Genomic DNA, 22392 nt, shown 5'->3' with positions numbered 1-22392 from the left:
TGCACTTATTTTGGTGCAGCCCTCTCGAAGAGATATGTTGGAGGCCGGGTGTGGTATTTCGCCGAGACTGGTTCGCTGGACTGGCTTGCAGGGTTGAATGTCTTGAGGTTCAATCTTGAGACAGCGGGTTAGCAGCTTCGCTGTTAGCGAGTCAGCAAGTCAGCGGATTTCTTGCGCGCCAGGGAGCGTCCGATTTACTCAGCCGCGCTTCCCTCAGGGGCGAAAGCCCCGTTGATACGGCTGCATTCATAGACGTGACTGAAGTCGTGTCCTGTTACAAAGCGGAATTAATCAGACGTTTCCTGATTGTGACGCGACTCACCAAATGCGCCGCACACCAAACCCATCGAGCTGAGTATCTGGTGTAATCACTGGAATATCCAGGCTCAACGCCTGCGCGGCGATGATGCGATCAAAGGGATTGAGCGGATCGCGATGGGCACCGGGCAGGCGGCCCGCTCGAAGAAATTGCCCTGCGTCGACCGGTAGCAATACGTAGCCAGCGACTTCCATCGTTTCCATGAAATTGCGCTCTAACAACTCGGCTTCGGGGAGTTTTCCGTTGCGGAACTTGGTCGCTATCTCCCACGCCGAAGCGGCAGAGACATAGATCTCGTTGGAGTCTGCAGCTATCAAGCGGCGGGCCTTGGGGCTTAGCGACTTGGTGGAAAGCGTTGCCCAGATGACAGTGCAGGTGTCGAGCATGAGTTTCATCGACCGGCGGCTCCTCGTCGGAAATCTACAGGCCTGCGCTGTCCCCGATTTCATCGTCGTTCAAGGGCTCAAAAAAGCCGGGACCAAGCACGAATCCGGGGGTTTCAAGAGCGCCCAGTCTTTTCTTTTTGACAGGCTCTACCGGACCGAGCTTCGCTACTGGAGTTTTATTCCTGCCGGAGGTGATGATGACGGTTTCCCCCTTCTGGGCCAGTTTGATCAGCTGGGAAAGGTTGGTCTTGGCTTCAAAAATTGTTGCTGTACTCATGCTTTCCTCCAAGACTGCTAAGGTGTCTTAACCAAGTTATGGTGGCTGTGCAATGCGTGGATTCAACCGGTCTGAAATATGGATAGGGGCGCGTTTTGTTAGGCTGGTAAGCTATGGCGCGTTCCTCAAAAACAACAAAAAGTAAGGTTGTTCCGGCTCATCTCACGAAGGATGGATTGGCATTTCTGCGGGCTCTGGTGCGGGCTAACCATAAGGACCCTGTGGAGGCACGGGAGTGGTTTACCGGGAATAAGGCCACATATGAGGCTGAGCTGAAGGGGCCGATGCTGGCGATGATTCGCAAGGTGACGGAGGCGATGCTGGATTTTGCTCCGGAGCATGTGCGGCCGGCGGAGAAGTCGTATTTCCGGATTTATCGCGATACGCGATTTTCGAATGACAAGCGGCCTTACAAGGATCACGTGGCGGCGTGGTGGTCGCGCAGCGGGCTGGAGAAGACTTCCGGGGCGGGGTTTTACTTTCACATTGCGCCGAAGGAAGTGATTGTCGCGGCTGGGTCGTATATGCCGGAGAAGGAACAGCTGGCGGCGATCCGGCATTGGCTGCTGGAGAATCACGCGGAGTTTCGCAAGCTGATTGAGAAGCCGGCGGTGCGGAAGGCGTTTCGGGAGTTTGAGGGGAATGCGCTGACGCGGCCTCCGAAGGGATTTCCTGCTGAGCACCCTGGCATGGATCTGATTCGCTGCCGGCAGTGGGGATTGGCGGCTACGCTACCGGTGGAGGCTGCGCTGGAGCCGGGTTTTGCCGGGGAATTGATCCGGCATTTCAAGCTGGCGGCGCCGGTGGTGGCAGCTCTCAATACGGCAATTGTGGCCGATCTGGAAGAGCGGGCGATGCAATCTGGGCCAAAACGGACGGTGTTGTTTGGGTTGCCGGACGGTGGGTTGCCGAGGGCGAAATCGGCCAAAACCCGTTAAAAACAGGGTATTTCTAGGTAAATATAGGAAAAACCCGCAATTTATTGTGGAAATGTGGGATTTCGAGTTGACTTTACTGCCCCAAAAGACGCAAGGTTTGTAACGGCAGGTTTCTCCGGACCCGCGTCATTACTGGAGATTTGCGCGCATGTTGTCGAGATTTGTCGATGCGCATTTTCTGAGCGGGCAGCCTACAGACCGGAGTTCCCTCGGCAACAGACGAGCTCTCAACAAAACGCGCTCAGCGCAATCATTGGAGGAAACACAGAATGGCAACAGGATTGACCAAGACAGCACTTATTCGTCTTCTGGCTGAAAAGCTGGAACTCACCAACAAGCAGGTTGCTGCGTTCCTTGAGACCCTGGCGGAGACCGCCGTGAAGGAGACCAAGAAGAACGGGGTGTTTATTATCCCGGGCATCGGCCGTCTCGTAAAGGCAGAGCGCAAGGCCCGCGTGGGCCGCAACCCGCAGACCGGCGCGGCCATCAAGATCAAGGCCAAGACCGTGGTCAAGTTCCGCGTGGCGAAGGCTGCTAAGGACGTGATCGCGCCGACCAAGAAGTAGTTTCGGCGTAGCAGGGTGAGAGGCGGGCCTTCGGGCTCGCCTTTTTGCTTTTGGTGGTGAAGATTGAATTTGATTACAAATGCAGGCCGGTCTGGTTTAATTAGGCGCAAATTGGATGAACGCAAGGAGATTGCCCGGATGAAGATTGTGGTTTTGATTGCTCGGATCCTGCTGGGGCTAATGTTCGTTGTGTTTGGCGCGATTGGGCTGTTTCACCTGGTGTCGCCGCCGCCGATGCCGGATGGGCTGATGAAGAGATTTTCCGATGTGCTGAACGAGTCGCACTACAGCCAGATTGTGAGCGCACTGCAACTGGTTTCCGGTTTGCTGCTGCTGGTGGGCCGGTTTGTGCCGCTGGCGCTGGTGCTGCTGGGACCGGTGCTGGTGAATATTCTGCTTGTTCACATACTGATGGCGCCTGCGAGCATTGGACCGGGTGTGGTGGCTACGCTGCTGTGGTTCATCGTGTTCTATGCGCACCGCGAGGCTTTTGCCGGGATCTTCAAGGCGAAGGCATAGGGGCTTACGAGACTGGACTACGGGACGCGCTTGGCTTCCTGGTCACGGCCGCCCTGGTGGAGGATGACGCTGGTGGCTTTGCCTTGGGCGTCCGTGACGAAGGTTAGCTGTGCGTCTACGACTTTCAGGAAAAACTCCGTTTCGGATTTTGGGTAGGCTTCGAACTTGGGCTGGTTGGTGGCCTGGGTCATGAGCTGATTGCCTTCGCGGGTGAAGGTGAGGACGAAGTCTGGAGCGAGGGCGTAGCTGCCGACGTAGTTGTCGAGGAGCTTGCTGAGTTTGGCGGGGTCGATGGCGGCGACTTTGGGCATTTCGCGGTAGATGGCTACGGCGGGCAGGCCGCTGAGTCTCTGGGCGATGTGCATGCCGAGCTTGTCGGTGAAGGAGTCGGCGTCGGGGCTGGTGGCGCTGAGGACGATGACGGCGAAGTCCTTTTCGGGGTTGAAGAGGGCGTAGGAGCTGAAGCCGCCGGTGCCGCCATTGTGCCAGTAGCTGCCTGTGGCGTCGATGCGGAACCAGTTGAGGGCGATGTGCATGCCGTTGCCTACGTCGGCGCGGACTTTATGCGCTTCTGCGATGGCTGCGGGGAGGGTTTTGGCTTCCGCGGAGGCGCCGGTGAGCCTTTCGGGGTGGAGCTGGGCTTCGAGGTAGGTGAGCATGTCGGAGGCGGTGGAGCGGATGCCGCCGGCTCCGGCGAGTGCGTCGAGATCCCAGGCGTGGGCTGGCTTGTGCTCGGCGTCGTGGCCTTGCACGAAGCGGGCTTTCAATTCGGGGGTGAGGGAGATGGCGGTTTCGTGCATGTTGAGCGGGCCGGTGACCTGGTCCTGCAGCAAGGTGGCGTAGGGAAGTTTGGCACGGTTCGCGAGTGCCTGACCTAAGAGGCCCACGCCGAGGTTGCTGTAGCCGAAGGGGGCGTTGGCGGGGAGCGCGAGGCCTTGTTTGGAAAGGAAGGCGTAGAGAAGTCTGGTGTCGTAGTCGGCGTAGGGGTTTTCGGGGTTGGCAGGGTGGAAGTTGTCGGGCATGCGGGGCAGGCCGCTGTGCTGGTCGCTCAGGTCGAGCAGGGTGATTTCGGCGCCGGCGGGTTTGGCGACAGTGTCGGGTGGGAGGAGTTCGCGGACGGGCTCGTCGAAGCGGACTTTGCCCTGCTGGACCATCTGGGCGAGGATGAGGCCGGTGAAGGTCTTGGAGATGGAGCCGATTTCGAAGACTGAGTCGGGCTTGGCGGTGCCGTAGCTGAAGATCTGGCGTTTGCCGTGCTGGAGGACGCCGATGGTGACGCCGCCGTGGGTGTCCGGGGCGAGGGCGCCGTCTTTGAGGACGGGCATGAGGTCTTCGTCTAGAACGGATTTCAGGTTTTCGAGCGGGACGGGCGGTTTGGCGGCTTCGGTTGCGGCGGGTTTGGGCTTTTCGAGCTCGATGGCGGTGGTTTTGCGTTCGAGAACGAGCGGGAGGGAGCCGCCGCCCTGGGACCAGGTGCCGGTGAGAAGCTGGCCGTTGGAGGATAGGTTGCCGGTCCACTTGCCGGAGACGGCGGGGACGTTAATGGCGATCGAAGCATGGTCGTTCGCCACGTTGCAGGGGATGTCGAAGGACTTCTGGTCGACGCTGTCGAAGGCGCAGGGCTGGCTGCCGTTGGCTCCGATACGGATCTGGATGCGGAGGGTTTGTCCGCCGGCGTTGAGGGAGCCTAGCCAGATGCCGTCGGAGGGTGGGGCTGGGGCAGGAGTTTGCGCGGCGGTGGGGAGAAGCGCGGCTGCGAGCAATAAGGAGATTGCTGGGAGTGGCGAGAGCATGGCTACGCTCCTGGGTGGGATGGGATTAGCTTGCCTGCTGTGGTGCCTCGGGTTTGGAGGGGATCAGGGCGCGGGCGACGAGCGAGACGCCGAAGCTGATCAGGACGGCCTGCGTGAGTATCTGCGAATTGTACTGCCAGCTGAAGATGGCGAAGCTGATGAAAGTGCCGATGGGGAAGATTTCGCCGAGGATCGCCTGGAGCCAGGCGGGTTTGCGACCGCTGGCACGGACTCGCGGCCAGGGGCTTGGAATGAGTCCTGGGACTGCTTTGCGGTAGGCGGCGTAGGGTTCGCCAAGGCGGGGGGTGAGGAATGCTTCTTCGCCGAGGATGAGGCGCAGGGTGAAGATGGCCAGCAAGACGAGGACGAAGGCTGCTCCGGAGGGAGGCATAAGGATGGAGATGGCGAGGATATCGAGATAGCTGCCGAGGTAGAGCGGGTTGCGCATGTAGCGATAGGGACCGTCGGCCAGGACCTGGGTGGCTTTCATTTCCGCATTGAAGACGGTGCCGGTGCCGAGGTAGGCGGCGCCCCAGGTTCGCAGGAGCGCGGCGACGAGTGCGGCGAGAATTGCTGCGACGGTAACGAGTTCAATGGCTACGCTGGAGGAGATGCCGATGCCTCCGAACTGGAAGCCGAGCCAGAGCCAGGTGTTGTGTCTTTGCCAGCCTAGAGGCTCAAGCCAAGGGGCCCAGAAGCCCAGGGCAACGATCGCGACGATGATCCAGAGGCGGAAGCGAAACTCGATGGTGCTGGCTTTCATTGTTTCTCCTCCTCCAGTGTCTCGTGTCCGGGTACGTTTCGGAAGTGTCTGAGGTTCCAAGCCGCGAGGTAGCCGGTCGATGCCGGGCGGTTTTGTTCCATAGAATGGTAAGGTGCCGACTGAAGAAACTATCGCTGCGATTTCTACGCCGCCGGGACGGGGCGGGATTGGTATTGTTCGGCTGAGCGGAGCTGAGGCTGTTGGCATTGCGGAGCTGCTGGTGCGGATGCGTGCGCCGATGGAGCATGGCCGGGCGCGGCTGGCTGACGTGCTGGATGCTGCCGTGCAGGATGCCGACACGAGTTCCGAGCGGGCCAATCGAATTGACGAGGCGGTGGTGACGCTGTTTGCTGCGCCGAATTCGTATACGGGCGAGGATGTGGTGGAGATTGCGGCGCATGGTTCGCCGGTGGTGCTGGATCTGCTGCTGCGGCGGGCGCTGGAGCTGGGGGCGCGGCTGGCGGAACCGGGGGAGTTTACGCAGCGCGCGTTTCTTTCGGGACGGCTGGATCTGACGCAGGCTGAGGCGGTGCGGGACCTGATCGAGGCGCAGACGCTGACCCAGGCACGGCTGGCGGCGAGCCAGATGGGCGGCGCGCTGAGTGCGCGGGTGATGCCGGCCAAGGATGCGTTGCTGGAGTTGATCTCGCTGCTGGAGGCTGGGATCGACTTTGCTGAGGATGATCTGGCGGTGGCTCCGGAATCGGAGATTACGCGGCGGATTGGCGAGGTTCGTCCGCCGCTGGTGGCGCTGGCGGCGACCTATGCGCATGGGCGCATGGTGCATGACGGGTTGACGCTGGCGATTGTGGGCCGGCCGAATGCTGGGAAAAGCTCGGTGTTCAATGCGCTGCTGGAGAAGGATCGCGCGATTGTCACGGCGGTTCCGGGGACGACGCGGGATACGGTTTCGGAGCGGATTGCGCTGGGCGGGGTTCCGCTGGAGCTGGTGGATACGGCCGGGTTGCGCGAGGCGGCGGATGAGGCGGAGCGGCTGGGGATTGTGCGCAGCCGTGAGGCGCTGGCGGATGCGGCGATTGTGCTGATTGTGATCGATGCTACGAGCACTGTTCCTCCGCGGGCTAAGGGCGCGGAGCGTCTGCAGGAAGAAGACCGGCGGCTGATCGAGCAGGTGCAAGGTCGGGCGGCGCTGATTGCGTTGAACAAGAGCGATCTTGTGACGGCGGACCGGGATTGCGTGGACGAAGAGGCGCTGGAGTGGGCTAAGCTGCCGGTGCTGCGGACTTCGGCGGCTACGGGCGCGGGGATCGCTGAGTTGCGGGCGGCGATTTTGCGGTTGGCTACCGGAGGTGCGGCGGCTGAGCCGGGGATGCTGACGAGTTTGCGGCATCATACTGCGATTGGGGCTGCGATTTCCGGGCTGGATGATGCGGCGCTGGCGGTGGGGAATGGGATTCCGCATGAGATGGTGCTGCTCGATCTTTATAGGACGCTTTGGGCGCTGGATTCGCTGACGGGGCAGACTACGCCGGATGATATTTTGAACCGGATATTTAGTTCGTTCTGCATTGGCAAATAGAAACTAACGGATCCTAGTCAAAACAACGCGCCACCACACTTCCGCATGGTGGTGCGTTTTCTCGTTCAATGTTTTTCGGTGGATGGCACTTCGTGAGATAGGTGCTGGTAGTTGAGGATTGCGTTGAAGACCAGGGCGTAGCTGCCGATGGTTTCGCCGCGATAGATGGGGTTGTTGCCGAAGAGCAGGACGTTGCCCTGGCCTAAGTGTGCGTCGACTACGATGGCGTGTTCGGCGATGGCGGAGCCTTTGTCGAGCAGGCCGGAGAGCAGTAACGATTTTGCGTCGGAGAAGCGCAGGATAACTTCGGGGCGCCACTGGGCTGGGAAGACTCTTGGGTTGTTGCGGGTCTGTTCTTCGTTGAGGGCTTTGGCTTCCCAGGGCTGCTGCTTCACCAGGGGTTCCGGCTCGACGCTTTTGCGGCCTTCTACTTCGTCGTTGTCTTCCACGGTGCCGCGGCCGGTGGGGCGTTGGGAGTAGGGATCCATGAGGACGCGGCCGCCGGCGCGGTTGGTGGTGTTGCTGATGTTGAAGGCTAGGCCGTTGGCGCTCATGACGGGCAGATTTGGCCCGTAGCCGTAGGCGATGGGGTTGTCGCGGGCTACGAAGGTTGAGTTGAGGACTGTGCCCGTGACTCTGACATCCGCTGACGGCGCGACGCTTACGCCGAGGGCCAGGCCGGTGTCGATGGCGAACTGCGCTGTGTCTTCGCAGGTGATGAGGAGGCCGCCCTTTTCGATGAAGGATTTGAGGTGCGCGAGGCCGTCATAGCCTAGGCCGGGACGGGTGTCTTCTGTGCTGTCGAGGAGGCCGAGGTTGGGGGTGATGTCGGACTTCTTCCACGGGGTGGCGTTGTTCCAGGTGGGGGTGCCGTTGAGGATATCGAGGGTGCTGGAGCGGCCTACGGGGGCGAAGACGATGACGTCGTATTTGGCGCGGAGGTCGGCCTCCTTGGCGGCGGTCTGGGTGCTGATGTAGTCGAACGGAATTCCTTCAGTATCGAAGGCGTAGCGCCACCAGCCTTCGGTCTGGGTTGAAAGCCAGGTGTGCATGATGGCTACGCGTGGTGGCGCTGCCGGGTGGGTTGAGACGGAGGGCGCGGAGGCTAGGCGGTTTGCATCCAGATTTAGTCCGTGTAGTGTATCCGTGACCTTGTCGTCTGCACCCGTGATGAGCAGGGAGCCTGCGGGGAAGGTCTTACCGTCGGAGTCGAAGGACTTCTCTGCGACCTGGATGGTTGCGCCTTTGAGCTTGTAGACGAGGCCGAGCAGTGATACCTGGCCGGTGTTGGCTACGGCCAATACCGAGCCGGTGCCGGCTAGTTTGCCGGTGAGTGTCGCTGGATCGTCGAGCGGGGTCATTTTCGATTTCAGGATTGCCGGGTCTACGATGCGGACTGCTTTCACGTTGAAGAGGAGCGGGAAGGACCAGCCGGTGTCGTCGTAGGGGTGCTTTTGCGGGTCGTCGGGGGCCCAGAACTGCTTGTCGAGCAGAGCGTCGGCTGCGCGGGCATACGGCTGATCCATGCGGACGACGATGCTGCCGGCGGGGAAGGTTTCCTGCTTTGGTTTGTCGGTGCGCTTTTCGGGTGGGACGTTACTTGTCGCGGGTTCTGAGAGGATTTGCAGTTCTACATGCTGGCGCTTGAGTACGTTGGCTAGCTCGACGGTGCGGTTGGCGTTGGCTGGATCGGCGGGGATGATGTAGGCTGCGGGGCCTTCGGTGTTGGGCTTTTCGATGGAGCGCTTGCTCTTGAGGTAGTAGTTTTCGAGGAAGTGGTGGGTGTTCCTGGAGAAGTAGGAGAGCGTGGTCAGCAGGGCGCTTTCCTCGTAGTTGTTGTTATCGCGCTGCGACCAGGTGACGACCGGGTAGGGCGGGTTCTGGCGGTACCAGGTGCGGCTGTATTCTTCGGGCGAGAGGATGCGCTTTTCGGTGTCCGCGCCGCCGTTGCCGAAGGTTTCATAGAGGCGGCTGATGCCGTTGTGCATGGCGGCGAGGAACATGAGGTAGCCGGGGCTCCAGGTGTCGAAGTCGCCGTGAGTGAAGACGCCGGGCATGTTGAGCGCTTGCATCTGGGCCATGTTGTTCCAGCCCATCTCGGCCCACTCCTGGGCGAGGATGGGGTCGACCCATGCGTTGTAGGGACCGTCGCCTACGGTGTTGTCGTAGAGGAATGGGACGGACTCGTGCAGGTCATGGAGGACCTGGGCGTGCCAGTCGATGTAGGTGTTGAGCACGTTGCGGGTGAGGTCGAGGGTCATGCCCATGGCGTCCCGGTTGTTGTCGTGGGCAACGTAGTGTCCCCAGTAGAGGAGGCGGGGCCAGTCCTGGCCGGGGTGCGCCTTGTGCCAGCGGTAGATGTCGACCATGCGGTCGCGGCCGTCGACTTCGACGACGGGGGTGATGAGGACGATCATGTGTTTGCGGATGTACTGGATGTAGGGGGAGTCATCGACGGCGAGGCGGTAGGCGAGTTCCATCAACGCGGTGGGTGCGCCGGTTTCGCTGGAGTGGATGGTGCCGGTGATGTAGTAAACGGGGTAGGACTGGTCTACGAGGGTTTTGGCCTTGGTGTCGTCAAGGTTGATGAGGCGCGGGTCGCCTAGTTTGGCGAGGCGGGCCTTGTTGTCCTGGTAGTGGGCGATCAGGTCGGCGTCGCCGATGGCTGCGGCGATCATTTCGCGGCCTTCTTCGCTGTGGCCGATGGTGAAGACCTTGACGCGCGGGCTGCTGGCTTCAAGCAGGCGGAAGTACTTGTAGACATCTTCGGCGTAGGGCAACATGTCGGGCGCGCCGGCTACGTCGCCTAACACTTTGGATGGCGTAGGGACGGTCTTTGAGGCTGGGAGGTAATCGACTAACGGCGAGGTGAAGGCCGGGTCGGTGGTGTACTTGTGGATCAGGTCGGTGTAGGGCTTGTCGATGGGCTGGGCGGGGTCGCGGGCGAAGTCGGTGTTCAACTGCTGGGCGGGGGCGGTGAGAACGCTACAGAACGACAGCGATGCTGCGAAGGTCAAGGCAAGCTTGGAGAAACGCATAGGTATTTTCCTGGTGGTCACCGAACAGCGCGCGTCGGGCCGAATGGGATGGATTGTAAGTACTAGGAGCGAGCGCACAGGCGTTCAAAGTTCGGGAATGCGGTGCGGAATCTTGATAGGGCGCTGCGTCGGGCTGGACAGCGTCTTACTCGCATAAACGTAGCTGAGTGCGGGTGGTTGGTTCAATGACAAAATCCGGATGGGAGCTCAGCGCTTTTTGAGGGCTTCGAGTTCGTCGAGGGTGCGGGGCCAGTCGGACTTCATGAGTTTGGAGAGGCTGCGGTCGGCGAGGACTTTGCCGTTGGTTTGGCAGCGGGCGCAGTAGTCGGTTTCGTTGTCGGCGTAGCGGATGCGCTGGATGGGGGCGCCGCAGCGGGGGCAGGGTTGGCCGAAGCGTCCGTGGACGGCCATGTCGGGGCGAAAGGCGGTGACTTTTTCGGGGAAGCTGGCGGCGGCTTCGGTGTTGAAGCGGTCGATCCAGAGCTGGAGCGTTTCTTTCGCGGTGGTGTAGAGGCGCTGCCATTCTTCTGGGGTGAGTTTTTGGGTGAGGGTGATGGGCGAGAGCTGGGCGGCGTGGAGGATTTCGTCGGAGTAGGCGTTGCCGATGCCGCTCATGATGCGGGGATCGGTTAGGGCGCGTTTCAGGGTGCGGTTTTCCTGGGTCAGGGCTTTGCGGAATTCTTCGACTGTGCTTGTGAAGAGCTCGATGCCGCCGGGGTTCATGGCTTCGAGGGCGGCTTCGCCCTGGACGATGTGGAGGGAGGCGCGGCGCTTGGAGCCGGCTTCTGTTAAAGTCAGCGACCCGTTGGGGAAGTCGAAGGCGGCCAGGTTGTTGCGGCCGCCTAGCTTTGCTCCCGTTGGCTTCCAATGCAGGCGGCCGGCGATCATCAGGTGCAGGACCAGCCAGAGATCATCATCTACTCCGATGGCGATGCGCTTGCCGATGCGGCGGAGTTCGCGGACGGTTTTGCCTTCGGTGGCGGAGACGGGTGGCACTGCGGTGCGAAGGAGGAAGGCTGAGTTGATGCGAACGTGCTCGAGCGGCTGGTTGAGGATGCGGGATTCGAGAGCGGTGATGTAGGCGGAGATGTCGGGCAGTTCCGGCATGGCTTCCATGCTGGCTTATCGGGTGGGCATTTGCAAGCTTTCACATGGCGAGAAGTGCGCAGCCAGGGTTTGCGGGTGAGTTGTACATTGGTAGGCGAGATTGGTAGGCGAGATTGGAAGGCTAGGACGGGCTGCTTATGAAGGCGTTGTTGTTGGCGGAGTACAGCCAGTTGGAAGTTGCGGAGCTGCCGCGGCCTGAGGTGGGGGCGGGGGAAGTGCTGGTTGAGGTGGCGGCCTGCGGAATTTGCGGGAGCGATGTGCATGGGTATGACGGATCTTCGGGACGGCGGATTCCGCCGCTGGTGATGGGGCATGAGGCGGCTGGGGTGGTGGCTGAGGTGGGCGATGGGGTGAGCGGATTTGCTGTTGGCGACCGGGTCACGTTTGACTCTACGGTGTATTGCGGGGAGTGCGAGTACTGCCTTGCGGGTCAGGTGAATCTTTGCGAGAGCCGGCAGGTGGTGGGGGTTTCTACGCTGGAGTTTCGGCGGGCCGGGGCGTTTGCTGAGTTTGTAACGGTGCCGGAGCGGATTCTCTACAAGCTGCCGGAGGCGATGCCTTTTGCCGAGGCGGCGATGCTGGAGGCGGTTTCGGTGGCGCTGCATGGGGTGGCTGTTTCTGATTTGAAGGGTGGCGAGACGGCGCTGGTGATTGGCGCGGGGATGATCGGGCTGCTGACGCTGCAGGCGGCGAAGGCTGCGGGATGTTCGCGGGTTGTGGTGGCGGATGTGGACCGGACTCGGCTGAAGCTGGCGACAGAGATGGGGGCGGATGAGATTCTGCTGGTCTCGGGCGCGGAGATGGTGGAAGAGGTGCTAAAGCTGACCGGTGGCCGCGGGGTGGATGTGGTGTTCGAGGCGGTCGGGCGGGAGGAGACGGTTTCGGCGGCGGTGGATGCGGTGCGCAAGGGCGGGACGGTGACGCTGATTGGGAACATTACGCCTACGGTGACGCTGCCGCTGCAGAAGGTGGTTTCGCGGCAGATACGGATGCAGGGGTCTTGTGCTTCGGCGGGGGAGTACCCGCAGGCGATTGAGTTGGTGGCGAATGGGACGATTCGGGTGAGTTCGCTGATTACTGCGGTGGCCCCGCTGAGCGATGGGGCGCAGTGGTTTGAGCGGCTGCATGCGCGGGAGCCTAACTTGATGAAGATTGTGATCGATCCGAGAATCGGCAATTAGCAGGGATGATTCTTTCGTTAGCTCCGGCGCTGGCCATTGGCCGGTTCTGGGTTGGATGGAGCGGGCCTTTGGCCCTTGATTCCGTATCGCTTTTGCTACCTGGGCCGTTGGCCCAGGCTGGTATGAAGTGGGCCTTTGGCCCTGAACTGCTCTTGCGAGCAAGCTCGATACTCATCTTAGGGGATTTATGAGCGACGGGTTGTTTGATCTCAGTGGACAGACGGCGGTGGTGACCGGGGCTAGCCGCGGGTTGGGGCAGTATTTTGGGCGGGCGCTGGCTGGGGCTGGGGCGGATTTGATCGTTACGAGCCGGCGGATGGATGACCTTGCGCCGTTTGTTGCGGAGATTGAGGCGATGGGGCGCAAGGCTACTCCGCTGGATCTGGATGTTCGCGACCGGGTGAGTATCCAGCGATTTGGGGAGGCGATCGAGGCTGCCGGGCAGGTGCATATTCTGGTCAACAATGCTGGCTGCAATGTGCGCAAGCCGGCGCTGGATGTGACGTGGGATGACTGGAACCTGGTGCTGGATACGAACCTGCGTGGGAGCTTCTTTGTGGCGCAGGCGGTGGCTCGCGGGATGGTCAAGCGTGGGTACGGGCGGATCATCAATATCGGGTCGGTGACCAGTGTTGCGGGGTATGCGGGGCTGGGGCCTTATTGCGCGAGCCGTGGCGGGATCAAGCAGTTGACGATGAGTCTGGCGGATGACTGGGGCAGGCATGGGGTTACGGTGAATTGCCTGGCGCCGGGGTGGTTCAAGACAGACCAGAACAAAGTCATGTATGAGGATCCGGAGTGGGTGGAGTATCTGTCGGATCGGATTCCGCTGAAGCGGCCGGGACAGCCGAATGATCTGGATGGGGCGGTGGTGTTTCTGGCTTCGGAGTCGAGCCGCTATGTTACGGGGCAGACGCTGCTGGTGGATGGTGGGATTTCGACGGGCGCTACGCGGGCTACTACGAAGCCGAAGTAAGTTTTTGGGAGGTTTGATTTGAAAGCCAGGTTGTTTGGAGCGTTTTTGATTGCTGCTTCGGTGGCTGTTGCCGGTGCGCAGGGTAAGCTGCGGGTCTTCTTCATCGATGTTGAGGGTGGGCAGGCTACTTTGTTTGTTACTCCTGAGGGCGAGTCGCTGCTGGTGGATACGGGTTGGCCGGGCAATGGCGGGCGGGATGCGGAGCGGATTGCTTCGACGGCGAAAGAGGCTGGGCTGAGCAAGATCGACTATGTGCTGATTACGCATTATCACGCGGATCATGCGGGTGGGATTCCGCAGCTGGTGGCCAAGATTCCGGTGGGGACGTTTCTGGATCATGGGCCGAATCGCGAGTTTGACAAGGACATTACGGAGAAGGACTACTCCGAGTATCAGAAGGAGTTAGCCAAGGGTAAGTCCAAAGTGATCCATGAAGTGCCGGGGAATGTGCTGCCGATCAAGGGATTCACGGCTACTGTCATTAGCGCCGACGGCAAGGTGATCGACAAGGCGCTGCCGGGTGGGGGCGCGGCGAATTCGTATTGCGAGGGTGCGCCTGTGCCGCAGGCGGATGCTACGGAGAATTCGCGGTCGCTGGGGATTGCGATTCAGTTTGGCAAGCTGAGGATTCTGGACCTTGGGGATCTGACGAAGGATAAAGAACGGCTGCTGGCCTGCCCGGTGAACAAGCTGGGCCATGTGGACATCTACGTGGTTTCGCATCATGGATGGGATCAGAGTTCAAGCAAGCCGTTTGTGGATGCGATCGGTGCTCGCGTGGCCATCATGGATAACGGGGAGATGAAGGGCGGGTCTACGCCGGTGCTGCAGACGATCAAGGCTGCTCCGGGGCTGGAGACGCTTTGGCAGGTGCATTATTCGAAAGAAGGCGGCGCGGCGAATAATACTGCTGCGGAATATATCGCCAATCCGCTGGGGACGGATGCTGGGTATGGTTTTGAGCTGGTGGCGAGCAAGGATGGCAGCTTTGCTGTGACGAACACGCGGACGAAGGTTACGAAGTCGTACCCTGCGAAGTAGTTGGCAGGGGCATTTGTTCTATCTTGCCGAGTAGTAGAACATAGGCGATGATGCCGACTATGAGGTAGAGGATGGCGACTCCGAAGGCCCAGGCGAAGGAGTGCAGGTTCTGCACGACGTAGCCGGTGACGATGGGTGCGGCGATGCCGGAGAGCTGGTTGGAGAAGTTGATGATGCCGCCTACGCTGCCTACGGAGTTGCGCGGCGTGATGAGCGATGGGATGGACCAGCCGATGGGTGCCGCGGCTGCGAGGCCGCCGATGGATACGCTGATCCAGACGAGCGCGGCGATGGGGCTGGTGGGATGCACTGCTCCCAGCAGGCCGAGGCCGCAGGCGGTGCCGCCGATGAGGATGGTCTTGCGGACGTGGCTTTGGTTCCAGCCTCGCTGGATGAGGCTGTCGGCGAGCAGGCCGCCGATGCAGAGGTCGGTGAAGGTTGCGACGAGCCAAGGTACGCCGGTGTAGAGGAATGAGTGCGTCAGATCGAGGTTGAGCGTGGTGGAGAGATAGCGCGGCAGCCAGGTGAGCAAGAGATAAAAGACATAGTTATAGGAGCCGAAGCCGACGATCATGGCGATGACTTTGCGCTGGCGCAGCAGGATGCCTAGCGGCGCTGGAGTTTCGGTTGTGTGCGCCGGAATAAGGGCAGACTGCCCGATGTAGGTCCGCTCGATTTCGGTGAGTTCTGGGTCGTCCTGGGGGTCGCGGTAGACGCGGCTGAAGAGCAAGAGATAGAGCAGGGTGATGACGCCGGTGGCGGCGAAGCTCCAGCGCCAGCCTACTTTGAGCAGGAGCACGCCGATGAGCGGGACGCCGACGGCGGGAGCGAACTTGGCGGCGGAGTCGAAGAGGGATGTGGCGAAGCTGCGCTCGCTCTGCGGGAACCAGCGGCCTACCGCTTTGGCGTTGGCGGGGAAGGTGGGTGCTTCGCCGATGCCGAGCAGGAGGCGGGCGGCGAAGAGGCCGCCGAGGGTCGGCGTGATGGCTGCTGCGAAGGAAGCGACGGCCCAGAGGAAGATGCTGATGCGGCCGACGCGGCGGATGCCGAACTTGTCGAGGATGACGCCGACGGGGAGCTGGCAGAGGGCGTAGGTCCAGTTGTAGGCGCCGGAGAGGTAGCCGAAGGTGATGGCGGAGATGCCGAAGGAGGTGTGGAGCGCGGCTTCGGAGACGGAGAGGTTGACGCGGTCGAAGTAGTTGACGAGCACGCCCACGCCGAGGAGGCAGGCGATGCGCCAGCGTCGGCGGGGGATGGATGTCAGGCTGGATGAAAGCATTGGATGAGGATGGCCGCGTCGTTCGCGGAACCATCCCATCCTACACAAAGCTTCGGAGTGCTTGTTCTCAGGCAGCGCCGAGGGCGTGGCGCATGGGGCGCAGCAGCGAGGCCAGCTGTGCACGGCCGCGGTTGGTGCGGGATTTCACGGTGCCTTCGGGGATGCGGAGGCGGTGGGCGATCTCCTGGTTGTCGAGCTCGTGGACGAAGCGCATGGTGACGACTTCGCGCATTTCCGGGGATATTTTGTTGACGGCTTTGGAGACGATGCCGGTGATTTCGCTGGTGACGGCTACGTCGTGCGGTGTGGGGCGCGGGTCGGGAATGCGCTGCGCCATGGTCATGGTGCCGGACTGGTCCCAGCTCTGCGCGACGGTGTCGATGGAGTCGGTGAGACGCTGCTGGCCGCTGCGGCGGTAGCGGTCGACGCGCTGGTTGCGGGTGACGGTGGCGATCCAGCCCTTGAGCTCGCCGCGCGAGGGGTCGTAGCTGGCGAGGTTCATCCAGATTTTCAGGAAGGTGTCCTGGACGAGGTCTTCGGCGTCCTGGGTGGAACCGCAGTAGAGATAGCAGATGCTGTAGACGAGGCCGCGGTACTCATCGACGAGGGTGGCCCAGGCGTTGTTGTCGCCGCTGAGGCAGAGCTGGACGAGATTGGCAGGTGCGTCTGAAACTGTATGCACGTCTAGTCTGACTGGTGTGTGTCCCGGTTCTGTGTGGCCTGTGTTCATGGGTACTTCTCCTTGCTGGCTCGTAACGGAACTTGGTAAATGGGAGCGATGCCGTAGGCATGAGACTCGCGATCTATGCTTTGGGACGATTCGGTTAGGAAGGTTCCGGCCGGCATAGCTCCCGGACGGCCCAGTGATGCGAAAACCGAGGGTCCGCCTGACCTATGACACCACCCTGTTCCCTTTTGTGCGGTCATGAAAGGTCACGAATCGTAACAAAGCGTCACTTTGCGGTGGAACGAGGGTTACAAATCGTTACCGCAGTGCGGTGTGAGTTGGAGTACAACGGATGTTGGGCATGTGATACGCGGGGCGTTACGGGGAGTAAAGGATTTCTTTGGAACCGATTCTGATCATCGACGACGATATCGAGCTGTGCTCCATGCTGGAGGACTATCTCGCGCGTCACGGTTTTGCCGTCACCAAGGAACATCACGGAGAGCTGGGGCTGAACAGGGCGCTGAGCGGCGAATTCGCGATTGTGCTGCTGGACGTGATGCTGCCGGGGATCGATGGATTTGAGGTGCTGCGGCGGCTGCGGACGAGTTCGCAGGTCAGTGTCCTGTTGCTGACCGCTCGCGGCGAGGATATCGACCGCATCGTGGGGCTGGAGATCGGCGCAGACGACTATCTGCCGAAGCCATTCAATCCGCGGGAGCTGCTGGCGCGTATCCGGGCGATTCTGCGCCGGGCTGCGAGCCGCCCTGCTGTGGGCGGGGCGAATGGTGGGGCGAGCGCCATCAAGCAAGCGATTAAGCATCTGTCCGTGGCGGGGATTGAGCTGGACAGCGGGGCGCGCACGGTGATCTGCAATGGCGCGGAGTTGGATTTGACCAATGTGGAGTTTGAGCTGCTGGGCGCGCTGATGGAGGCTCCGGGACAGATTTTGACGCGTGAGCATCTGACGGAGTGCGTGCTGGACCGGCGGTTTAATCCGTTTGATCGCAGCCTGGATATGCATGTGAGCCGGTTGCGGCGAAAGCTGGATGACGCGGCGATGCTGGGTGACCAGATCAAGACGATTCGCTCGGTGGGCTATCAGCTTGCGTTGCCGGTGGCTTCTGTGGCACCGAGACCCCATCTTGCCGGCCGGGAGAGCTGACCGGTCATGCGGAGTACATTTACCAAGATTTTCCTTTCATTCTGGCTCAGCGAATTTCTGATCGTGATCTGCACGATCTTCATTCTGGCGCGGCAATTTGAGGCCAATGAGGTTGTTTACACTTCGCTTTTCAAAATGATGGAGACCAATGCCCGGCTCTCGGTTGACGCCTATCAATCGGGTGGCTGCGAGGCACTGAACAAGATTCCCAGTATCTTCTATTTTGATAAGCCGGAGAAGGCGGATGAGCCGGCCATTCTGTTTGACCCCAGCGGCAAGGCTCTTTGTCAGCAGATTGATCCGAAGGTTTATGAGGAACAAGTCGCGAAGATCCGGCAGGAAGGCTACCTGCTCGGGGAGCGGCATGGCGAGGGATATTTAGAGGGCATTCGTGTCACGGACGCGAAGGGGCAGCGCTACTTTTATTTGGTTCGCGGGACGTATCCGACCGAGGTTTACATTCCGTATCGCGAAGTGTTGCCGCGGATACTGATCGGGCTGATTATTTCGGTGCTGGTGACGTTTGGGATCACGATGGTGATTACGCGACCGATCGGTTCGCTGCGGGAGGCGGCTCGGGAGCTTGCTTCCGGCAATCTGCGGGCGCGGGCGAAGTGGCCCAAGGGGCGGAAGAATCCGAAGAGCCGGGATGAGCTGTGGGGGCTGGTTTACGACTTTAATGAGATGGCCGACCGCATGGAGTCCCTGGTGGATGCGCAGATGCTGTTGCTGCGGGATGTTTCGCATGAGTTGCGCTCTCCGCTGGCGCGGCTGAGCGTGGCGCTGGAGCTGGCGCGTGAAGAGGCGCGGCCTGGCGATAGCGGAATGGACGAGCAGCTGGATCGCATTGAGCGGGAGACAGGGCGGTTGAATGCGCTGATTGGGCAGTTGCTGAGCCTTTCGCACCTGGAGTCTACGACGCGTTTGCCGGAGAAAGAGGCGATCTCTCTGCACTCTGTAGTTGCCGATCTACTGCCGGATATGGAGTACGAGGCGCAGCGGCGGAACTGCCATGTGCGGATGGTGCGCGCTGAGAAGCTTCCTGGGGATGAGGAGCTCGCAGGTGGAGCGCTGGGTACGGTGGTGGGAAGCCGGGAGCTACTTTGCCGCGCGGTCGAGAACGTGATTCGCAATGCGATTGCTTATACGACTGAGGGAACTTCGGTGGATTTGCAGCTGTTTGACGAGCTGCGGGCGGGGATAAAGTTTCGCGTGCTGCAGGTGAAGGATCATGGGCCGGGAGTGCCGGATTCTGCGCTGCAGTCGATCTTTCGGCCGTTTTACCGGCTGGATCTTTCGCGGCAGCGATCGACGGGTGGGTATGGAGTTGGGCTGGCGATTACTGAGCGCGCTGTGCGTCTGCATGGCGGCGCCGTGTCGGCACGCAATTCGCCGGAGGGCGGCTTGATTGTGGAAATTCGGCTGCCGATCAGCTATGAGGCTGCGGCGTAGCGCGTTCGACCTGTATCTGAAGTTAAATCATCGTGGGATTGCTTCGAGGGTTAGCACTTGAAATGGCGCGAGGTTGAAGGTGTGCGGCTGTCCTGCGGTTAGCTCTACGGCGGGCTGGGACGCATCCTCTGCCCATGGACTGTGCGCTGCGTAGCGGGTCGCTGCGCCTTTTGGGAGCTCGAAAGCTTCGGCAATGTCGATGGAGATGGTCTGGGTTTGAGCGCTCGGATTGCGCAGTGTGAGTATGCCTTTTGCGGTTGACCATGCGGCCCATCCGTATGCGTTGAGCCAGCGCGGGTCGCCGCCGATCCAATGCGTGTCGAGCAGGGTGGCTGCGTTGGCGCGGGACCACTTTGCGGCTTCGGCGAGCGTGTCCCAGTTTGCGGGTTTGAGCAGCGATGGGGTGATGTAGAGCTCCTGCAGTTGCGTGCCTGAGCCGAAGTACGAGCGCACTTCATTGCGGAAATCGTTGCCGGGATCGTCTGAGAGATGAGGGGCTTTCTGCGCGTAGACGATGCCGTGCAGCATGAGTGAGTTCAACGGGAAGAGCTTGCCTGCTTTGACGATTTCGTCATAGGTGTCGGCATCGCGGTAGGTGATCCAGCGCTCACGGCTGGTGCCTACGCCGGAGAATTCGGTGTCGTCTCCACCGCGCCAGATCGAGTCTGCGTAGAAGAGCCAGAAGGGCGAGGGATAGGTGCCCGTGGTGAGGTTGATGTAGAGGTCTGGCTTGAGCTGGCGCAGGTCGGCGATGAGATGGATGGCGGCATCGAAATCGCTGCTGAAGGCGCTGCCTTTGACGACCTGGTCGGCGTTGCCGGTGCCGTCGAATTTGAATTGATTGACGCCGTATTTTGTGACCATCTCGGTGACGGCGTCGTGAAAGCGGGCGTAGTATTTGGGGCCGGACAGGGCGAGGCCGCCGTCAACGATTTCGTAGCCTTCCTTCTTCGCGTTGTTGACGCGCTCCTGCTTGGGTGGGCCATAGCCTCCCCAGGGTGACAGCCAGACGCCGGGCGCTGTGCCGTATTTTGCGGCGGCCTGATGGAGCGGGGCGAAACCGTCTTTGAAGTCGCTGCGAATCTTCCAGAGATCGTTGTGATCGTCCCAGCCATCGTCGAAGAGGTAGGAATCGAGGACAACGCCGCGCTTCTCATGTAGCTCTTGTCCGAAGGCTTCGATACGGTCGAGCGCGTCCTGCTGGGAGTAGGGCGTGAAGAAGCCGATGTCAAACCAGCTGTTGTAGTGGAGGAAGGTTCGATAGGGATGGGCGCGCTCGCGCTCGATGTAATTGAGAAAGCTGCGGCGCATCTGCCCGCCTGGGGCGATGCCGATGACGGCTGAGTATTGGGCCGATTGACCGGCGGCGATGGGTACGCCGCTGTGGAGTTCGCTTACGCCACGATTGCCGACGACGCTGCTTTGCGAGAGCGGGGATTCGAAGCCGAGGAAGAGATCGCCGTCGGTGAGTGGCGAGCCTTTGACTGTCCCGCTGATCTCGATGCCGGGTGCTGTCGTGTCGATGAGTGTGATCCCGTCGAGAGGGAGTGGCTTGTCGATCGCGGTGACGGTGAGGATCTGGCGGATGTAGTGCGAGCCCTGGCGGAGGACTAGCGACCACTCAACCTTGAAACGGTCTGTGAAGGTGAAGTCGGTGTCGATGAGTTCGTAGTGGACTGCGATGCCAGGCAGTCTGTCGGAGTAGCGTGAGGCGCCTGGGTTCGGGACCAGATGCTCAATCTTGCCGGCACCCTGGATGGTCAATTGCAAGCTGCTCAGCACGCCGAGATTTCTCAGCTCAAGTGCGAATGGGCCATTCAAACTGACAGTCGCTGCCTTGGCGGAGGATTCGTTATGACCCGAGATATCGAGACCGGTCAGATGGTGATTGCTGATTCTCCAATGAGCTGCAATGTTGCTGTTGCTGAGGGCGCCTCCGGTCTCGTCGATCTTGATCACAGGCGTATCTTGCGTTGCCGAAGGATTTGCCGAAGCGTTCGCGGCGACGCAGCATAGCGCGGCGACGTACCCGAGTGCTATCGAGAGAGCGCGGAGGTGTGCGAATGCCCGTGAAGATTGGGTCAATGGAGTCAAGTGAGTCTCCGTGGTCTTGCAAGCAATCGACGTATCTGAAACTTATGCTACTTCTACCGCCCTCCAGACGCCGCCGGCGGCGTTGCTGCGCAGCATGGCGTCGATGATGCAGCAGACGCGGTGTGCCTGGGCGAAGTCGCAGACTGCGGTGGGCTTGGCTTCCGGCTTTCCGTCGTTGCGGATCCAGCCATAGATGTCGCGGATGACTGCGTAGAATGCGTCTGCCCAGCCTTCCTGGTGGCCTGCGGGCAGGATGGCATAGGGCGCTGCCTGCGACCCTAGCATGGATGCGTCCTTGGGCATGATCTGATTGGGCTGCGTGTGATGGCCGATCCAGAGATCGTTGGCTTCTTCCTGCCGCCAGCGGATGGAGCGCTCGATGCCGTTGACCTCGAGCTCCAAGTCGTTCTTGTGGCCGGGCAGTACCTGGCCTACACGGAGACAGCCGCGGGCGCCGTTGCTGAAGCGCAGCAGGATGGAGGCGATGTCTTCGCTCTGCATGGCTACGGGAACTTTGCCTGCTGTTCCTTCAGCGCGAGTGAAGGAGCCCATGGAATCGCTGGCTCCGGGGGCTGGTTTGTAGCGAACCGGAACGGCCGTGGCGAGGTCAGCGAGAACCTCGGTGATCTCCGAGCCGGAGATGTGCTGCGCGAGGTCGCACCAGTGGGAGCCGATGTCGGCGAGGGCGGAGCTGCTGCCACCTTTCTCGGGGTCCATGCGCCAGGAGTAGACGCCGGGGTCGGTCATCCAGTCCTGCAGGTATTGGCCATGGATGTAGGTGATGCGGCCGAGCTGATCTTCGGAGAGCATCTGGCGGGCCTGCTGGACCATGGAGTTGCCGCGATAGTTGAAAGTAACGGCGTTGGCGACCCCTGCGGCTCGAGCGGCGTCGCGCAGCTTTGCGCAGTCGGCGGGATCGAGAGCCAGAGGTTTATCGCTGACGACGTGTTTACCGGCTTCAATGGCGGCCATGCTCACGCGGAAGTGCAAGTGGCTGGGCGTGGTGTTATGAACTACGTCGATTTCGGAGTCTGCGAGCAGTTCCTGATGGCTGCCGTAGGCGCGCTCGATCTTGAGTTCCGTTGCCCGCTTCTGTGCTGATTCAAGACGTGATCCAGCAACTGCTACTACGTCCACGTCGCCCAGTCGCCGCACTGCGTCGACGTGGTGCGTTGCTACCCAGCCAGGGCCAATCAGACCCATTCTTAATCTACGTCCCGCGCTCATGTTGTCTCCAGCAGAAGTATATTGAGATGCTCTCGTGACGCAGGTTCCTGTCACGGGTTTCCAT

The 22392-nt window shown here is 60.9% G+C and carries 19 protein-coding genes; 9 read left to right on the top strand and 10 right to left on the bottom strand.

Annotated features, from left to right (window positions below):
- Positions 1-318: 318 nt before the first annotated feature.
- Both AC5S27_RS22740 and AC5S27_RS22735 read right to left on the bottom strand, forming a co-directional pair.
- Positions 319-714, bottom strand: coding sequence for a type II toxin-antitoxin system VapC family toxin (locus AC5S27_RS22740; protein ID WP_493936842.1), 396 nt, complete (start codon positions 712-714; stop codon positions 319-321).
- Positions 715-739: 25 nt separating this feature from the next.
- Positions 740-982, bottom strand: coding sequence for a type II toxin-antitoxin system Phd/YefM family antitoxin (locus AC5S27_RS22735; protein ID WP_493936841.1), 243 nt, complete (start codon positions 980-982; stop codon positions 740-742).
- Between the two features lie 176 nt (positions 983-1158).
- On the opposite strand from AC5S27_RS22735, the gene AC5S27_RS22730 reads away from it, so the two are divergent.
- The 3 genes from AC5S27_RS22730 to AC5S27_RS22720 all read left to right on the top strand — a co-directional run bounded on the left by AC5S27_RS22730 (position 1159) and on the right by AC5S27_RS22720 (position 3005).
- Positions 1159-1920: a DUF2461 domain-containing protein gene (locus AC5S27_RS22730; RefSeq protein ID WP_493936840.1), complete on the top strand. Its 762-nt coding sequence runs from the start codon at positions 1159-1161 to the stop codon at positions 1918-1920.
- A gap of 269 nt (positions 1921-2189) precedes the next feature.
- Positions 2190-2486 carry an HU family DNA-binding protein gene (locus AC5S27_RS22725; protein WP_493936839.1) on the top strand — a complete coding sequence of 99 codons (297 nt, stop codon included), beginning with the start codon at positions 2190-2192 and terminating at the stop codon, positions 2484-2486.
- Between the two features lie 138 nt (positions 2487-2624).
- Positions 2625-3005, top strand: coding sequence for a DoxX family membrane protein (locus AC5S27_RS22720; protein ID WP_493936838.1), 381 nt, complete (start codon positions 2625-2627; stop codon positions 3003-3005).
- 17 nt (positions 3006-3022) lie between these two features.
- Here the strand turns inward: AC5S27_RS22720 and AC5S27_RS22715 are convergent, their stop codons facing one another.
- Together AC5S27_RS22715 and AC5S27_RS22710 are read right to left on the bottom strand one after the other, a co-directional pair.
- Positions 3023-4798 carry a serine hydrolase gene (locus AC5S27_RS22715; RefSeq protein ID WP_493936837.1) on the bottom strand — a complete coding sequence of 592 codons (1776 nt, stop codon included), beginning with the start codon at positions 4796-4798 and terminating at the stop codon, positions 3023-3025.
- Positions 4799-4823: 25 nt separating this feature from the next.
- Complete coding sequence (locus AC5S27_RS22710; RefSeq protein WP_493936836.1) at positions 4824-5561, bottom strand: methyltransferase family protein; 738 nt, start codon at positions 5559-5561, stop codon at positions 4824-4826.
- A gap of 112 nt (positions 5562-5673) precedes the next feature.
- Here AC5S27_RS22710 and mnmE point away from each other — a divergent pair, with 112 nt between their 5' ends.
- Entirely contained in the window at positions 5674-7101 is a 1428-nt protein-coding gene (gene mnmE / locus AC5S27_RS22705) for a tRNA uridine-5-carboxymethylaminomethyl(34) synthesis GTPase MnmE (protein WP_493936835.1), read from the top strand.
- A 65-nt stretch (positions 7102-7166) separates the two neighbouring features.
- Here the strand turns inward: mnmE and AC5S27_RS22700 are convergent, their stop codons facing one another.
- A complete protein-coding gene (locus AC5S27_RS22700; protein WP_493936834.1) occupies positions 7167-10139 on the bottom strand; it encodes a M14 family zinc carboxypeptidase in 2973 nt (990 codons plus the stop codon).
- Between the two features lie 207 nt (positions 10140-10346).
- Entirely contained in the window at positions 10347-11246 is a 900-nt protein-coding gene (locus AC5S27_RS22695; protein WP_493936833.1) for a DNA-formamidopyrimidine glycosylase family protein, read from the bottom strand.
- Positions 11247-11383: 137 nt separating this feature from the next.
- Here AC5S27_RS22695 and AC5S27_RS22690 point away from each other — a divergent pair, with 137 nt between their 5' ends.
- The 3 genes from AC5S27_RS22690 (at position 11384) to AC5S27_RS22680 (ending at position 14444) form a co-directional block, all read left to right on the top strand.
- Positions 11384-12427, top strand: coding sequence for a zinc-dependent alcohol dehydrogenase (locus AC5S27_RS22690; protein ID WP_493936832.1), 1044 nt, complete (start codon positions 11384-11386; stop codon positions 12425-12427).
- A 187-nt stretch (positions 12428-12614) separates the two neighbouring features.
- A complete protein-coding gene (locus AC5S27_RS22685) occupies positions 12615-13403 on the top strand; it encodes an SDR family NAD(P)-dependent oxidoreductase (protein ID WP_493936831.1) in 789 nt (262 codons plus the stop codon).
- An 18-nt stretch (positions 13404-13421) separates the two neighbouring features.
- Entirely contained in the window at positions 13422-14444 is a 1023-nt protein-coding gene (locus AC5S27_RS22680; RefSeq protein WP_493936830.1) for a ComEC/Rec2 family competence protein, read from the top strand.
- Here AC5S27_RS22680 and AC5S27_RS22675 read toward each other — a convergent pair.
- Positions 14419-15723, bottom strand: a complete 1305-nt coding sequence (locus AC5S27_RS22675; protein ID WP_493936829.1) for an MFS transporter — start codon at positions 15721-15723, stop codon at positions 14419-14421. The genes AC5S27_RS22680 and AC5S27_RS22675 overlap by 26 nt on opposite strands.
- 67 nt (positions 15724-15790) lie before the next feature.
- A complete protein-coding gene (locus AC5S27_RS22670) occupies positions 15791-16453 on the bottom strand; it encodes an RNA polymerase sigma factor (protein WP_493936828.1) in 663 nt (220 codons plus the stop codon).
- Between the two features lie 337 nt (positions 16454-16790).
- Here AC5S27_RS22670 and AC5S27_RS22665 point away from each other — a divergent pair, with 337 nt between their 5' ends.
- Positions 16791-17555, top strand: a complete 765-nt coding sequence (locus tag AC5S27_RS22665; RefSeq protein ID WP_493936827.1) for a response regulator transcription factor — start codon at positions 16791-16793, stop codon at positions 17553-17555.
- Positions 17556-17561: 6 nt separating this feature from the next.
- Positions 17562-19007 (top strand): ATP-binding protein, encoded by a 1446-nt coding sequence (locus tag AC5S27_RS22660; RefSeq protein ID WP_493936826.1) that lies wholly within the window; start codon positions 17562-17564, stop codon positions 19005-19007.
- A gap of 27 nt (positions 19008-19034) precedes the next feature.
- On the opposite strand, the gene AC5S27_RS22655 is transcribed toward AC5S27_RS22660, so the two are convergent.
- Together AC5S27_RS22655 and AC5S27_RS22650 are read right to left on the bottom strand one after the other, a co-directional pair.
- Complete coding sequence (locus tag AC5S27_RS22655) at positions 19035-21101, bottom strand: alpha-amylase family protein (protein WP_493936825.1); 2067 nt, start codon at positions 21099-21101, stop codon at positions 19035-19037.
- Positions 21102-21143: 42 nt separating this feature from the next.
- The gene (locus tag AC5S27_RS22650; protein ID WP_493936824.1) at positions 21144-22304 is read right to left on the bottom strand and encodes a Gfo/Idh/MocA family protein; all 1161 of its coding nucleotides are present in this window, start codon (positions 22302-22304) and stop codon (positions 21144-21146) included.
- Between the last annotated feature and the right edge of the window lie 88 nt (positions 22305-22392).

The organism is Acidicapsa borealis (genome assembly GCF_059115245.1).
Note: the sequence above shows the minus strand (reverse complement) of the source record. Positions and strands in the feature narration are given on the sequence as shown.